The sequence below is a fragment of the Bradyrhizobium sp. UFLA06-24 genome (assembly GCF_054967145.1).
Genome location: NZ_JADFUE010000103.1, coordinates 1 through 13,698 on the forward strand (window position 1 = coordinate 1; position 13,698 = coordinate 13,698).

Sequence of the window (13,698 nt, forward strand, 5' to 3'; positions counted from 1 at the left end):
GAGGTCGGACATGAAATCTTTGTCGGACACCTGCCGCGACAAAGCACCCACTGTTAGCTCAAGTCGCTTCTTTTACAAGTAAACATAGTCGGCGTTGCGACGACCGCTTGAATCCGCCCAATATGCCTCGGCGGATTACCGCAAGCTGACGCAATCCGCCGGCTTCAGGGCGTCAATGAACCGCAAGGGCGACTGCTATGGCGATGCTCCGATGGAGAGCCTCGTTCACACCCTCAAGACGGAGCTCCGCCACCACAGGCACTCTGCAACACGGGCAGAAGCCACATGGGATATCTTTGCCTATATTGAGGGCTTCTACAATCGAACTCGTGTTACTCCGCCATCGGCTTTATCAGCCCGATCGAGATGGAGCTAAAAGCAGCTCTGTCCATTTTTTCGGGGAAAGATCACTACCAATTCTTGGAGGAGATTGCGCGGCTAAGGTCAGCTAGAAGCTTTTGAGAACTGATATAATGATGAATGCGGTACCGCTGGTTATGCTCTGATCGAGACGGTCCATTGGAATGGGCTTCCTCTACGCGGCCAGCAGAAAGGGGCCTATGCCAAGGGATAACTACCTTGCCAACGGAACGATGTTGTCAGTCTTGCTGGATCGGACTTTGCTGGCTCTGTCCGCCACGACCACAGCAATCCTTTTCACTTGGCTGCTAAACTACAGCACTTACGGTCTCGATCTCAGCGACGAAGGTCTCCACCTCAACTCCATCGCGAACCCATTCGCCTACGCCATCAATATTCCGCCGTCCCTTTTCGGCTTCGTCTATCACTGGCCATATCAGTGGGCGGGTGGCGACATTGCAGTGCTTCGCATGGAGAACGTCACGCTCACCATGGCGCTGGGCTGGATTCTCAGCTTCCTTGTGATCCGGCGCCTCTGGATAGTTAGCCGGCCGCATGCGGCAGTGCTATCGGCAGGGATCGGCAGCTTGGCATTAGTCAACTTTCGAAGCTGGTTGCTTACCCCCAGCTACTACACACTGACCTTTCAATCGCTCTTGATGGTGGTGATCGGCTTGCTGCTAGCCGAACGGCCAGGGCGCATCGGCCGAGTCTTGGGATGGATCCTGGTCGGCGTTGGCGGCTGGTGCTGCTTCATGGCCAAGCCGACCACCGCTGCGGCCGTTGCCTTCGTCGTTATGCTCTATGTGGTCGTTTTGCGCCGAAAGTCGCTGCTGCCCATGCTTGGCGCGGCGCTGGTCGCTCTCGCTCTACTGATCGTTACCGCCTACTTGATCGACGGCGGCATCACCGGGCTGGTGACCCGTATGGTCAACAGTGCCGAGATGGAAATCCTGCTGGGTGCCGGGCACGAGATGTCTCGCATGTTTCGGATCAACGGGCTCGCCACCAGCTGCTTGCAACTCGCTATCGCTGTGTTGCTGGCGATAACCGTTCTGCTCAGCATTCTCATGGGGGCTACGCACAAGTTGCTCCCATCGCTGGCTCTCGCAGCAGTGTTGATCTTAACAATGGCGATTGCGCTGCTGGGGAACGATCCGATCAGCATCAAGCCCTCGACCCTGTTCCTGGTGTCAGCCTTCACATGCGTTGGCGCGGTGTTCTATCGTGAGAGATTGGTTCTGCGCACCCAGACTCCCACCAGCATCGCTCTGGCGCTAACCTTCTTGGTCCTGCCGCACCTGTCCGCACTGGGCTCCAATCTCAATTACTGGACCCTCGGTTCGATGAACGCCTTGTTCTGGATGCTCGCGGTCGTGGCCTTCCTGAGCCCTCTTGCGCAACAGCGACGCAGCGTCGCTACCCTATTGCCCCTGACGGTGTTGGCACAGTTGCTCACTGCATCAGTCGTAAATGGTGGCCTCCTCAAGCCGTTCCGTCAGCCGAAAGATCTGCGCGCTTATACCGCTGTCATGCCCATGCCGGGTGGTGGAAAATTGGTGCTCTCGCAATCCTTCCAGGATTATCTGTCCACGGCCAGAGCCCAGGCTCGTGCGGCCGGCCTTGAAGTCGGTACCCCGGTGGTCGATCTCTCTGGCCGCTCGCCGGGCCTGCTGTATGTGCTCGAGACGCGAGCGCTCGGTCTACCATGGTTGATCGGGACATTTCCCCGCGGTACGGGGGATTGGGTCGGTCTACCATGGCTGATCGGGGGATATCCCGGCACTAACGCAGTCGCGGTGAAAGCGCTCGAACTTGAGGACTGCGCCGATCTAGCCAAAGCGTGGATACTGATCGAGCCGGAGGGTCCGCGTCATCTTGAACAAGCCAGTGTCATGGCCTCCTTTGGAGCCGGGCAGGCGGACTACGTCGCCGCCACTACATTCGAAACCCCCGTCAACGACGGGGAATTTCCGAATACTTACAGGCAGTTCTTGTTGAAGCCCCTACGCCCCGGCGCGCTGGCGAAGCAATCATGCCGCGAAGCCAGACGACAACGGCCAGATACCCATAAATGGAGCCAATGGTGAAAGCAGTGATCCTCGCGGGTGGCCTTGGAACCCGAATCTCCGAGGAAACCCATCTTCGGCCCAAGCCCATGATCGAGATCGGCGGCAAGCCGATTCTGTGGCACATCCTCAAAATCTACTCGCACTATGGCATCAACGATTTCGTCATCTGCTGCGGCTACAAGGGCTATCTGATCAAAGAATACATCGCCAACTACTTCCTGCACATGTCGGATGTCACCGTCGACATGACGAATAACCGCATGGAGGTTCACCAGCACCATGCCGAACCTTGGAAGGTGACGCTGGTCGATACGGGCGAGAAGACCATGACCGGTGGGCGGCTCAAGCGAGTTGCTAATTACCTGACCGATGATGACACCTTCTGTTTCACCTATGGCGATGGTGTGGGAGACATCGACATAACCGCATTGATCGCCTTCCACCGTCGCCAGGGTACGCTCGCCACTCTAACTGCTACCTATCCGCCTGGCCGTTTCGGCGCCCTCGAAATTCGCGCTGATCACCGTGTCGCGACATTCAAGGAAAAACCCCGGGGTGATGGGGGGATGATCAATGGTGGCTTCTTCGTGCTCTCGCCGAAAGTAATTGACCTGCTGGTGGATGACTCCACTGCTTGGGAGCGCGAGCCGCTCGCAGCCTTGGCTGAGCAGCAACAGCTTTCGGCCTACCAGCACCACGGCTTTTGGCAGCCCATGGATACTCTGCGCGACAAGACATTCCTTGAAGCGCTCTGGGTTGAGGGCAAGGCTCCATGGAAGGTGTGGGAGAAATGAGCATCTTCTGGGCGGGCACGCGCGTCTTTCTCACCGGGCACACGAAGTTCAAGGGCTCGTGGCCCGCTCTTTGGCTGCAACATATCGACCCCCGGGTTACCGGCTACGCGTTGCCCCCGCCGCCCGCAACGTCCAGCCTATTTGAAATTGCCCGCGTCGGGGCTGCCAAGGAGTCGATTCTGGGCGACGTGACCAACTACAATCATTTGGTCAGCACGCTTCGTAGCGCTGTGCCTGATATCGTTATCCACATAGCCGCACAACTGTTGGTCCGCTATTCCTATGCCAATCCATGTAAGACCTATCGCACCAATTTCATGGGAACGGTCTACTTGTTGCAGGCCGTTCGGCAGGTGAACTTGGTCCGCGCCGTGCTCAACATCACCTCCGATAGGGCCCATCGTGACCACGATCGGCTCGGCGGACGTGATCCCTGTAGCAACAGCAAGGCCTGTGCCGAACTTGTATCCTCGGCCTTCCGTGGCTCTTTTTTCAGCCCCAGCCATGTGGGCCGCACGGTGGCGCCGGCCACAGCCCGTGCCGGCAATGTGATCGGCGGTGGCGACTGGGCCCAGGATCGGTTGATCCCCGATATACTGACACATTGCGGAAGGTGGTGGAAATCCGCTCGCCGACCGCGATTCGTCCGTCGCATTTCACCGGCGCCCAACGAGATTGCGGCGATAGCATGTATGGACCTTGTCAGATTTCCTTTGTCGCCTGTGGCGCTAATCGGCCTTATGGCGTCAAGAACATCGGCAAGTTGCAGGTGGGCGCCCGGCCGATGGCGCGCGGACATTGTCTTCTGGCGGTCGCCGCTCGTCCGAAACATCGAGTTCAGGGATGCGATGCCCGGCGATCGTTGAATATCTAAGAGCCTATGTCGATTGATGACTCAGGAAGCTCCGTCCAAGACTCGCAGTGATCGACAATGGCCTCTCCCGTTGATCACGATTGCCATCCCTGTCCTCAATGAGGCCGACAACCTCGATGCACTATACGAGCGACTTTGCCATCTGGGCGAAACTATGGCGGGGCGCTGCACACTTGAATTCGTGTTTAGCGATAACCATTCAAATGATCTGACTTGGACGAAGCTCTCGGAGCTGGCGAACAAGGATTCCCGAGTAAGGGCCATTCGCTTCAGCAAGAACGTCGGGTATCAACGATCGATTCTCGCCAACTATATGCATGCGCGGGGCGACGCCGTGATGCAGATCGATGCCGACCTCCAGGATCCGCCCGAGCTTCTTGCCGAGTTCTTTGACTTGTGGCGATCGGGCTACCGGGTTGTATACGGCATTCGCAGGGTGCGAGCGGAAGGCGCCGCGATCAACCTATTTCGCCGACTTGGCTACTGGACAATCGACAAATTGAGCGAGCACCCCATTCCCAGGGACGCAGGCGATTTCCGATTGATCGATCGCGCGGTCCTTGACGCACTGACGAGAATGAACGTGTCGAGTCCTTACCTTCGCGGTATGATCGCCGGACTCGGGTTCGAGCAGATCGGCGTTCCCTACAAGCGCGATCCTCGCGCGGTCGGACAAAGCAAATTCAACCTCGTGCGAATTACCGAGTTAGGGCTTGCCGCGCTTATCAATCACTCGGTCATTCCGTTGCGCCTTGCTACCTTTGTGGGAGCTGCTGCGCTCATGATCAGTATCATCGGCGGGCTGTATTTCGTCATCGGGAAGATCGTTCAGCCGGACTACCCGCGCGGATTCGCCAGCGTATACGTGCTGCTGTCCTTCGGGATAGGCCTGAACGCCTTTCTGCTCGGTATCGTTGGGGAATATCTGCTCCGAACTTATCGGATCTTGCGTGGCGAACCTCTCGCCATTGTCGAGGACGCCCTTAACTTCCGGACGGACGAAATCAGGCTTTAGCCGGCAGGGAAGGCGCTGTAGCGGCTGCCAAGGTAAGAATCCTGGACTGCCTGATGATGCCATAGCTTGCATTGTTCATCACGACCAGCGCTTCATCCCGGTCAAGTGCTTGGGGTTTGCGGCTCCTGGATGTTCAACTGCATGCCACCGTCTCCATTGCGGGAGATCACCTTGCGGTGCGATGCCGCGAGCGTGGCGCCGATCACAGCGAGAAGGGCGTATCCCGTCCGGCGTACAGTCAGGGGCAAAGAGCGTGTAACAGAAGCGTGAAGACGCGAGTTCCGCCGATTTGTGCCCGGGAACTCGGCAATGTATTCGATCCACTCATGGTCTATTCGCGCGATTAATGGCGAGCCGGGCACGGCAGAAATCACCAATTGTGCCTGTTACATAATCGAGTTCCGCAGCCCCAAGCCCGGGGTAGACACCGATCCAGAATGTCTGGTTCACTACGCGATCGCTGTTGGTCAATTTACCATGCACTCGGTAGTGCCGATTGTGCATGTAGGGCTGCCGGGTGAGGTTGCCACCAAAGAGCAAGCGTGTGCCGATTTTCCGATCGTTGAGATGTCGTACGATTTCGTCCCGGCTGAACGGCGCTGATTTACGTACCGTAAGCAAGAAACCGAACCACGACGGCTCACTGTTTGCGGTGGCCTCAGGTAGGATGAAAAGGTCCTCAAGCCCGCGCAGACCCTGCCTCAGCGAGTCGAAATTGCGCCGCCGCGCGGCAATGAAGTCTTCAAGATGACCGAGCTGAGCAAGGCCGACGGCGGCCTGCATATCGGTCAACTTCAGATTGAAGCCGAGGTGACCGTAGGAGTATTTGTGGTCATAGCCGCGGGGAAGATCCCCGAGCTGCCAGCCGAAGCGGCGGTTGCAGGTGTTGTCCTTGCCGGGATCGCAATAACAGTCGCGGCCCCAGTCGCGAAAAGTCTCCATCGCCCGCCGCAATCCAGGATGGCTGGTAAAAGTCGCTCCGCCTTCGCCCATCGTGATGTGGTGCGCGGGATAGAAGCTCAGGGTGCCGACGTCGCCGAACGTCCCCACATGCTGCCCGTTGAGCGTTGCACCAAGCGCGTCGCAGCAGTCTTCGATGAGAAAGAGGTTATGCCGCCTGGCAATCTCGGCGATCCGCGCGGCATCGAATGGATTCCCAAGTGTATGGGCCGCCATGATAGCGCGCGTTTGCGGAGTGATCGCCGCCTCGACGAGCTCGGGCGTAACGTTGTAAGTGGGAATATCGATATCGATGAAGACGGGCGTCATCCCCCATAGGATGGAAGGATTGACGGTCGTCGGAAATCCGGCCGCTGCTGTGATGACCTCGCTGCCGGGCTGCAATAGGCGCTCCCGGAGCAGGGGTGAGGTGAGAGCTGAAAAGGCAACCAGATTTGCCGACGAACCGGAGTTGACCGTGAGCGCATAGCGTGCCCCGACGCGCTGTGCGAGCTTGGCCTGAAACTCGTCGTTGAAGTGGCCCGCCGTGAGCCAGAATTCGAGCGCAGCATCCACCGCATGCTTGACATCAGTGGCGTCGAAGACGCGACCGGAGACAGGCACCGACGAATAGCCAGCAGAAAATGGCTTCCGGGCGTGAGTCAGCGCATAGTGGCGCTCGACTAGCTGATGGATTTGACGCCGGATGTCCTCTGCCTGCAGGGCCGAATCGACGGGCGCGGATGCTGCTGTGCATTGGATAGTCATGATAATCCCCTGGAGGTCTGATTGAGAATGCCGGCTTGCCGGATTACCTTCATCGCAGCTTGCATGGAGTGATTGGCCCAGATCACTGTGGGAATGCCGGCATCACGAGCTCGCAGCATGCGCATCGATTAGGGCGTTGGCGAACAGATTGTGATTGTTTGATCTTATGGCGACTCCTTGCAAGCGCGTTTGACCGGCCAACGTTCATCAACCAATACGTGGCATGTTGCTGTCATCTAGATCAACTACTAGCGTTAGTAGTTGAGCGTTGCGCGCAAACTGTTTTCATCTCACTATAGATACGTACGCGCCGCGGCTAGGCCATGACAATCACACAATGTTTGATCTTTGATGGCAGAAATTCAAAAATGGCGCACGCGCGACGGCCGGCAATGCTCATCAACTCAGGGCCCTCTTACTCTGCTCGACATCCAGCACGACCCGAAATCTTGGCTTGCTCCTGGCAATGCGAAGCATCGTCAACCTGAGCATGCAGACACGCGGACTGTGACGGAAGTGGTCGAGACCTTTGGCGCCGCTTGAAGAAGCGGGAGATCATTTATGAGCCGCACCAGCGCCGACAGCGACGCACTGACGATTGACCCGCGGTGTGGCGCGCCAAATCCTGCCATGGCGGCCAGCCTGGCGCTCATGCGACACGCTGATGCATACAGCGCGCTGGTATGGCGCCTGTTCCTGGCCACAACGCTCAGCAGCCGAGCTTTGCGCGGCCGATATCGCGGCTTATCGATTGAGGTTTGCAGCGTAAGACCATTGATGCGACCATGAGTTCACCCGGCATTTTGTCCAATCTTGAACGCTTCGCAGGCAAATCGGTGCTTGTAACGGGCGCGTCAGGTTTCATCGGGCGGCGGCTGGTTTCACGTCTTCTTGCGCAAAGAGCGCACGTCATGTTGCTCCAACGGAGGATGGAACCGACTGCCTCATCGCGCGATCTTCTCCTGGCCGATCTGGCAGAACCTGATTTCGAGGCGCAGATCGCTAGCTTCTGGGGAGAGCGCCGTTTCGATATCGTCTTCAACTTGGCTGCCTATGGCGTGACGCGGTCGACGGACTCGTCGTCTGAGGGGCGGAGTCGCGAACGCCTGCTGGCTCAGCGCGTCAATGTAGATGCGGTTCTGGCCTTATTCCGACACGCGCAGAAGACCGGTAGCAGTTCTTTCGTGCAGGCCGGATCATGTTTCGAATATGCGCCGCTGACTGGCGACGCTCCGAGGATTGAGACCGATCCGCTCGAACGGCGGGATAATCAGGATAGCGTCATCTATGGCGTCAGCAAGGCTCGGGCTACCGAGGCACTTCTCCGCTCGGCGCGATCGAACACTTTGTCGCTGGTGGTCGCCCGCATCTTCAACTGTCTCTTATACACATCTGACGCTGCCGACGAACATGTGTATAAGAGACAGCTCTTACTGCTAGGGACCGGGAGTTTCAGGGCGTGCTAAATTTAAGTTCTGGCTCCCCCGTCAGTGTCGCCCAATTTGCGTGCGCGGTTGCGCACACGATTGGCGATTGCGAGCATTTACTGGGCTTCGGAGAAAGGCCGGCGCATCCGGACGAGGTCCCGGTTCTCATCGGATCGACGGCGGCGCGGGATGCGTTTACGGAATGGCGACCCCGGCGACCCCTTAATGTGGGCCTGCCGAGCGTAGTGCGACACATGATGGCGAAGGATTGACTGCGAGGGATCGACGATGAGCAGCGTCGACTATTCCCTGCGTAAACTCATTAATTGTCCGTTCTTTAATCGCGGGCCCGTTTCATTCCCGATAGACAAAAATGATGCACTGCCGGGTTCATGGTTCTTCCGCGGTCGTCTCCAGGGACGACTTCGAGATTGCCAACACCTTCGCCCGGCAGGACGCTTATTCCGCCGAAGGCGGATCTTTGTTGGTTTAAGACTGGTTCATGCCGGGCGCATCTCTGCCTGGAACTCGGTGCCATCGGTCCAGATGGCATGGAGCATGAACAGCCATTTTTGCGAGCGACAGCAACCTTAGCTTTTTTGCGCCGATGCGTTTGGCCAGCTTGCTGCGCCAGCGCTTGAGCGCAGAACCTCGCCTGACAACGGTCAGCAGGACGTTCGCGGCCTCAAACAAATAAGTTCGATACCTGGTGGTTGCCGCGCTTGGAGAGGCGGCCAGTGCGATCGATCTCACCGGATTGATAACGTCTTGGTGTTAGGCTGAGATAGGCGCCAACGTCATCGGAACGTCTTAAGCGAGTAGGCTCGTCGATGGTAACGACGGAACGACAGGGCAACCAGGGGACCGATACCGGGAACGGCCATCACTCGCCGAACTTTGGTCGGCTTGTGCCACTGGCAGGAGCTGTCGACCAAATTTATCGATTTGCTCGGTCAAACAGGACTGGACAAGGAGTAGCGGCGCGAAAAATTTCTTGCAAATCCGGCGCTTCAACGAGGACGGCGTTAACTTTGCGAGCCAGGTTGGTCGAACCGGCCTTGCCGAGACTCCGCGCAGCTCGTTGTCGAGGTTACACCGCATATTCATTAGCTTAGTTCGAGCTGCCAGCATCGAACGGGTTTTCCAGCTCTCCGCTCCCTTCACGGCAGCTTCCCCGGTACCGTCACATGCGCGTCATTTCGGCCACCCCCTTGGCATCGTTTTGGTCCGACTTGTTGATGCGCATCGATAACCCTGCGTTGGCATGACGCGCATCAAGCCAAATAACCGGAAAGGCCGGTGCCCTGAGTTGGCGCCCAAGCCAATTGGATAGCGAGCCCGTTTCAAAAACGATCCGGTCAGCATTGCCGGCATGCCGCCGCAAGAGTTAGGGATGGCTCTGGATTGGTTGGCACGCTTGATCGCGCCGAAGACGCCGCGTTTCTGGCCGGAGATGAAGACGCAGGGTGGATTAAAGGCGAGAGGGCAGCGGCTGGGTCCGTAGTAGCGACGAAGCGGAGTAATGTCCGTGGAGCCAAGGGGCCCTGCCATTTGCAAAGTCTCCGACGTAAGGAAGGCAAGGACGAGATGATAAAGGCGTCCGTCGATTGCAGGACCTGAAGCGGAGACTATATGTCAAGCCGAAGGCTGAGCCGTCCTGGCGTTTCTGGTCCGACGTGGAGGGGACTGGAAACGTGGCACGGTCGGGAGGCCTGCCGGCGCGCCAGTCCTCGACCCTACCGTTCCAGCGCAGCCTCCTCTCATGCGCCCCGCTATAAGGGCTCGAATTTGAGCATCTCCGTCGGGTCCTTCAGGGGCAGGAATCCGTGAGCGCACCTGAAAGGCACGTACATCATCAAGCGGTTGTCGGCGCTCAACTCGGCCCCGAACCATTGCAGGAACGTTGGCGAGCCTTCGCGGAGATCGACGATGACGTCCAACGCGCGACCACGAATGCACTTCACCAGCTTGGTCTCGCCGGCCGGCGCAATGTGATAGTGCAGCTCTCTAGCGTGCCTGCATGCGTAGACACTGAAGTGTCGATCTGTCGGAAGCCCGTCGCCAAGCCGCGGGTGCTAAACTCTTCGGCGCAGAAGACGCGGGCAAAAAAGTCGCGATTGTCGCCACGAGGTTCGAGGAAAGCTCCCGATATGGGGGTAGGTTCGCAGATCGTGGCGCGACTCAGCTCAGGCGGCGCCCAATGGAGAGGTAGTCCGCCGAGGGCACAGCGGCTGCGTTGATCAGTCGACGCGCGTCAAACACCGTCTTGCCCGCGACTCGCAATGAGGTGAGTTCGCCGTATTCCTGCGTCCGAGTCGCGATGATGACGATCTCGGCCCACTCAACCTCGCGCCGCCAGTCAGACGAGAACTGAATGCGGTCCGCGGCGATTCCGATGGCGAGTTTGAATTTCTCCGTCGCGAGCGGGTCGTAACACCTGACATCCGCTTCGGCCCGCAGAAGATCGCGAACGATCTTGATCGACGCGGATTCGCGGACGTCGTCGGTATTCGGTTTGAAGGAGAGGCCGAGAACGAGAGTTCGTCGGCCGGACAAAGCTCCGAGCTTTCGCTGGAGGGTAGAGACAATCTGGCTCGGCTGCGCGGCGTTCACGTCGAGAACGGCATTCAGCATGTTCATCGGGAGGCCCAGGCTCTCGCCCTGGGTGCGCAGCGCCTGTACGTCCTTTGGAAAGCATGACCCGCCGAACCCGCAGCCCGGAATGAGATAGGTCAGGATCTGTGGGGCGATGCGGCCCAAGGGGGTGATCGGCGACCAGCGTTTGTCGAGATGGACGCCGCACATGACGTCGAGGGCGTCGACGCCTCCCACCGCAGCGCAGAGATTTGCTACCTCGTTCACCACGGAGATCTGGGTGGCCAGAATTGCGTTGTTGGCGTATTTGATCATTTCGGCCGTGCGGGTATTCACCCGCACTTTGTCGCAATTCCACGGAGCATAGAGTTCCTCGAGCCGCACCAGCGTCCTCTGGTCCTCGTGACCGAGCACGATGCGATCTGGCTCCATGAAATCCTCGATCGCGTCTCCTTGGCGAAGAAACTCCGGGTTCATACCCAAGCCGAATGCTCCGAGTTGCTTCCCGGACGAGTGCTCGAGCTCTTCCCGCAATAGCGTATCCGTTGTCCCCGGAATGACGGTGCTCTTCACGACGACTGACAGGTGATGAGGAGTAGTCGCAAGATAAGCGCCAATCTGGCGAACGCACTGCCGGACGGCGCTGAGGTCGATCGCGCCGTTATCGGACGGCGTGCCGACGGCGATCAAGGAGATTTCCGACGCCTCAATCGAGGCGTGAAGGTCGGTGGTGGCCCTAAAGCGGGCCGATGCAAGCACTGACTTAAGCAGTTCAGGGAGGCCACGCTCATAGATATGCGGGACGCCTACGTTAAGCTGCGCGACGACGTCGTTCCGCAGATCGACGCACGTCACGTCATGCCCCTTCGCCGCGAGGCACACGCCCGAGACGAGGCCGACATAACCGGACCCGACAACTGTGATGCGCATCACCCCCCCAACTCGTCGCGTAGAAAGGACAGGTAGCGGCGCACGCCCTCATTTACGAGGATGTTGGGAGCGTACCCGAGAATGTCCCGCGCCTTCTTGATCACGGGGCGGCGCCGGTTTGGATTGTCGACAAGATACTCTGCGTCGGAACTCCTCTCGAAGACGACCGCGCCGCGGCGTCCGAAAAGCTCCAGCGAAGCCTGCTGATAGATCTCGGCAAGGTTGTGGACGGAGATCTCCGGCCGGTCGATCCCGATGTTGAAGTAATTGTACTTCCCATGCAGGAGGCAGAGGAGATAGCCCATGATCGCGTCGGAGATGTAGCAAAAAGTGCGGGTCGGGCTACCGTCGGAAAGAATGACAATGTCGCGTCGATTGATCACGCATCGCGCGAAATCGGCCGGCAGCCGACGATCCTCGATGCGCATGCCGGGCCCATAATTATTGAAGGGGCGGGCGACAGTGATGGGCATGCCATACGTCTTGGAGAAGACGTAGCATATCGTCTCGCCAAAACGCTTCGATTCGTCGTAGCAGGCCCGCGGGCCCAGGCACGCGACATTGCCCCGGTATTCCTCGTCAGTCGGAATCGCCGTCTCCGCTGGATCGCCATAGATTTCGCTGCTCGAAAAGAACAACAGGCCCTTGAGCCGATCCGAACCCCGATAGGATTCGAGTAGCCGCCTCAGTCCCCAGATGTTAGCGTCGATGGTCTCGACCGGATACTGCCGATAGAACGTCGGCGAAGCGATCGAGGCCATATGGATTACGTAGTCCGCTTCGTCAGCGCCATCAACCGTTCGCAGGTCATCCTTGGCGATGTTGAACGTACGCGTCTCGAGCACGTCCGGAAACTCCGCACTCAGATCGGTCAGCCAGCGCGGCCGATGCAGCAGGAAGGTATCGAACGCGATGAGCCGCTTCAGGCCGAGTTCGGACGCTTTTCGCGTGAAGTACTGGAGGAAGTAATATCCAAGGAAGCCTGCGCAGCCCGTGACCAGGACGGTTGCCCCTGCGAAGCGTCCTCGCGGCAGGGCCGCATGGATATGCTCGATATCTTCTTTGACGATGAGGCTGATTGTCACGAAGCGCTCCGAACGAGAGGCTGGGCGCTGCTGGCGTGAACCCAAGGGGCTCGACCGGATTCCAAGAGCTCTTCGAGCTGATCCTTGTCACGCTGCGTATCCATGCATGCCCAGCAGCCGGTGTGACGCCATACGCGCAAGCCACCGGCCCGGACAAGGTCGGTGAGGGGCTCTTTCTCCAGCGCGAGGTCGGCTCCATTGGAAAGGTAGTTCATGAGAGACGGACAGAAGAAAAAGTACCCGCCGTTGATCCAGCTGGACCCCTGCTTGGGCTTTTCGGAGAATTCACGGTCGCCAACACGGGCGAGCAGACCATGACCGGCGGCAGGATCGGCATCGCGGCTGCCTTAGGTCAGTAGGGTGAAGATGCGCATTTCTGCACGGGCAAGTTCGTCGTATTCAACACTTCGAAGACCTCGGCGAACGGCCGAGGAAGATTGTGATTGGTCTTGCATGCTGATTCCTTGTGCGTTTGACCGGCCGACTTTCATCAGCGACAGGTGACATGCTTCCGTCATCTAGATCAATTACGAGCGTTGGTAGTTGACTCGAGCACAACATTTTGCATGCCACTATAGAAGTGAGGACAGACGTCGCGGCCACGTCCACCAATCAGAAGAGCTGAAGACCTTCAGTGACTGACTGCCGAGGCATGCCGTGTAGTGGTCTTTTAAGAATGCGGTCTTTGCGTCGCTCGCAGACATCCCTGTTAGCGGTTTCTCCGAGGTCAACGAGGCTATGATATTTTGGCTTGGGAGGCTCTGGAGCATGAACAGCCATTTTTGCGAGCGACAGCAACCTTAGCTTTTTTGCGCCGATGCGTTTGGCCAGCTTGCTGC

Annotated in this window: 13 protein-coding genes and 1 pseudogene; 7 read left to right on the forward strand and 7 right to left on the reverse strand. The window is 58.3% G+C overall.

What is annotated here, in order from left to right:
• The first annotated feature begins 211 nt into the window (after positions 1–211).
• From IF809_RS36130 to IF809_RS36150, 5 genes are all read left to right on the forward strand, one after another.
• Positions 212–376, forward strand: a complete 165-nt coding sequence (locus IF809_RS36130; RefSeq protein ID WP_441261199.1) for an IS3 family transposase — start codon at positions 212–214, stop codon at positions 374–376.
• 148 nt (positions 377–524) lie between these two features.
• Positions 525–2,450 carry a hypothetical protein gene (locus IF809_RS36135; RefSeq protein ID WP_441258746.1) on the forward strand — a complete coding sequence of 642 codons (1,926 nt, stop codon included), beginning with the start codon at positions 525–527 and terminating at the stop codon, positions 2,448–2,450.
• Positions 2,447–3,226, forward strand: a complete 780-nt coding sequence (gene rfbF / locus IF809_RS36140; protein ID WP_441258747.1) for a glucose-1-phosphate cytidylyltransferase — start codon at positions 2,447–2,449, stop codon at positions 3,224–3,226. Before IF809_RS36135 ends, rfbF begins: the two co-directional genes overlap by 4 nt.
• Positions 3,223–4,092 (forward strand): GDP-mannose 4,6-dehydratase, encoded by an 870-nt coding sequence (locus IF809_RS36145; RefSeq protein WP_441258748.1) that lies wholly within the window; start codon positions 3,223–3,225, stop codon positions 4,090–4,092. The genes rfbF and IF809_RS36145 overlap by 4 nt, the downstream gene beginning before the upstream one ends.
• Before the next feature lie 78 nt (positions 4,093–4,170).
• Positions 4,171–5,115, forward strand: coding sequence for a glycosyltransferase family 2 protein (locus IF809_RS36150; RefSeq protein WP_441258749.1), 945 nt, complete (start codon positions 4,171–4,173; stop codon positions 5,113–5,115).
• A 101-nt stretch (positions 5,116–5,216) separates the two neighbouring features.
• Here IF809_RS36150 and IF809_RS36155 read toward each other — a convergent pair whose 3' ends face one another.
• Positions 5,217–5,489, reverse strand: coding sequence for a thiamine pyrophosphate-dependent enzyme (locus tag IF809_RS36155; protein ID WP_441258750.1), 273 nt, complete (start codon positions 5,487–5,489; stop codon positions 5,217–5,219).
• Entirely contained in the window at positions 5,440–6,822 is a 1,383-nt protein-coding gene (gene rfbH, locus IF809_RS36160) for a lipopolysaccharide biosynthesis protein RfbH (protein ID WP_441258751.1), read from the reverse strand. Before rfbH ends, IF809_RS36155 begins: the two co-directional genes overlap by 50 nt.
• Positions 6,823–7,580: 758 nt before the next feature.
• Between rfbH and IF809_RS36165 the strand changes: the two genes are divergently transcribed.
• A complete protein-coding gene (locus IF809_RS36165; RefSeq protein ID WP_462839900.1) occupies positions 7,581–8,288 on the forward strand; it encodes an NAD-dependent epimerase/dehydratase family protein in 708 nt (235 codons plus the stop codon).
• A gap of 646 nt (positions 8,289–8,934) precedes the next feature.
• Here IF809_RS36165 and IF809_RS36170 read toward each other — a convergent pair.
• The 4 genes and pseudogenes from IF809_RS36170 to IF809_RS36185 form a co-directional block, all read right to left on the reverse strand.
• Positions 8,935–9,105, reverse strand: coding sequence for a transposase (locus IF809_RS36170; protein WP_441258753.1), 171 nt, complete (start codon positions 9,103–9,105; stop codon positions 8,935–8,937).
• A 916-nt stretch (positions 9,106–10,021) separates the two neighbouring features.
• Positions 10,022–10,255 (reverse strand): annotated as a pseudogene (locus IF809_RS36175) (dTDP-4-dehydrorhamnose 3,5-epimerase family protein); the annotation flags it as partial.
• 175 nt (positions 10,256–10,430) lie between these two features.
• A complete protein-coding gene (locus IF809_RS36180) occupies positions 10,431–11,774 on the reverse strand; it encodes a UDP-glucose dehydrogenase family protein (RefSeq protein ID WP_441258754.1) in 1,344 nt (447 codons plus the stop codon).
• Positions 11,774–12,859: an NAD-dependent epimerase/dehydratase family protein gene (locus IF809_RS36185; protein ID WP_441258755.1), complete on the reverse strand. Its 1,086-nt coding sequence runs from the start codon at positions 12,857–12,859 to the stop codon at positions 11,774–11,776. The genes IF809_RS36180 and IF809_RS36185 overlap by 1 nt, the downstream gene beginning before the upstream one ends.
• Between IF809_RS36185 and IF809_RS36190 the strand changes: the two genes are divergently transcribed.
• Positions 12,853–13,218 carry a hypothetical protein gene (locus IF809_RS36190; RefSeq protein ID WP_462839901.1) on the forward strand — a complete coding sequence of 122 codons (366 nt, stop codon included), beginning with the start codon at positions 12,853–12,855 and terminating at the stop codon, positions 13,216–13,218. The genes IF809_RS36185 and IF809_RS36190 overlap by 7 nt on opposite strands.
• Before the next feature lie 253 nt (positions 13,219–13,471).
• Here IF809_RS36190 and IF809_RS36195 read toward each other — a convergent pair.
• On the reverse strand, positions 13,472–13,698 hold a 227-nt coding region (locus IF809_RS36195), incomplete at its 5' end, for a hypothetical protein (protein ID WP_462839902.1).